The sequence below is a fragment of the Streptomyces glaucescens genome (assembly GCF_002154375.1).
GTDB classification, from domain to species: domain Bacteria; phylum Actinomycetota; class Actinomycetes; order Streptomycetales; family Streptomycetaceae; genus Streptomyces; species Streptomyces glaucescens.
The window spans coordinates 1-267 of the sequence record NZ_MUND01000002.1 but is presented as its reverse complement, the minus strand read 5'-3'; the positions used below and the strand labels follow the sequence as shown (position 1 = coordinate 267).

Annotated in this window: 1 protein-coding gene; it reads left to right on the top strand. The window is 76.0% G+C overall.

Annotated features, from left to right (window positions below; genetic code table 11):
* The coding region (locus CCN42_RS00280; RefSeq protein WP_211294602.1) for a uroporphyrinogen-III synthase at positions 1-267 on the top strand (267 nt) is incomplete at both ends.

The following is a 267-nucleotide window of genomic DNA, read 5'->3' as shown; positions in this document are numbered from 1 at the left end:
CTCCAGCGGCGCGGAGCAGCGGTCCTGCACGCCCCGGCCTTGCGGATCGTGCCGCTCTCCGACGACAGCGAGCTGCTGTCCGCGACGAAGGACCTGCTCGACCGGGTGCCGGACGTGGTGGTGGCCACCACCGCCATCGGCTTCCGGGGGTGGGTCGAGGCCGCGGACGGATGGGGGCTGGGCGAGCCGCTGCTGGAGCGGCTGCGGGGTGTGGAGCTGCTGGCCCGCGGGCCGAAGGTGAAGGGCGCGATCCGGGCCGCCGGGCTG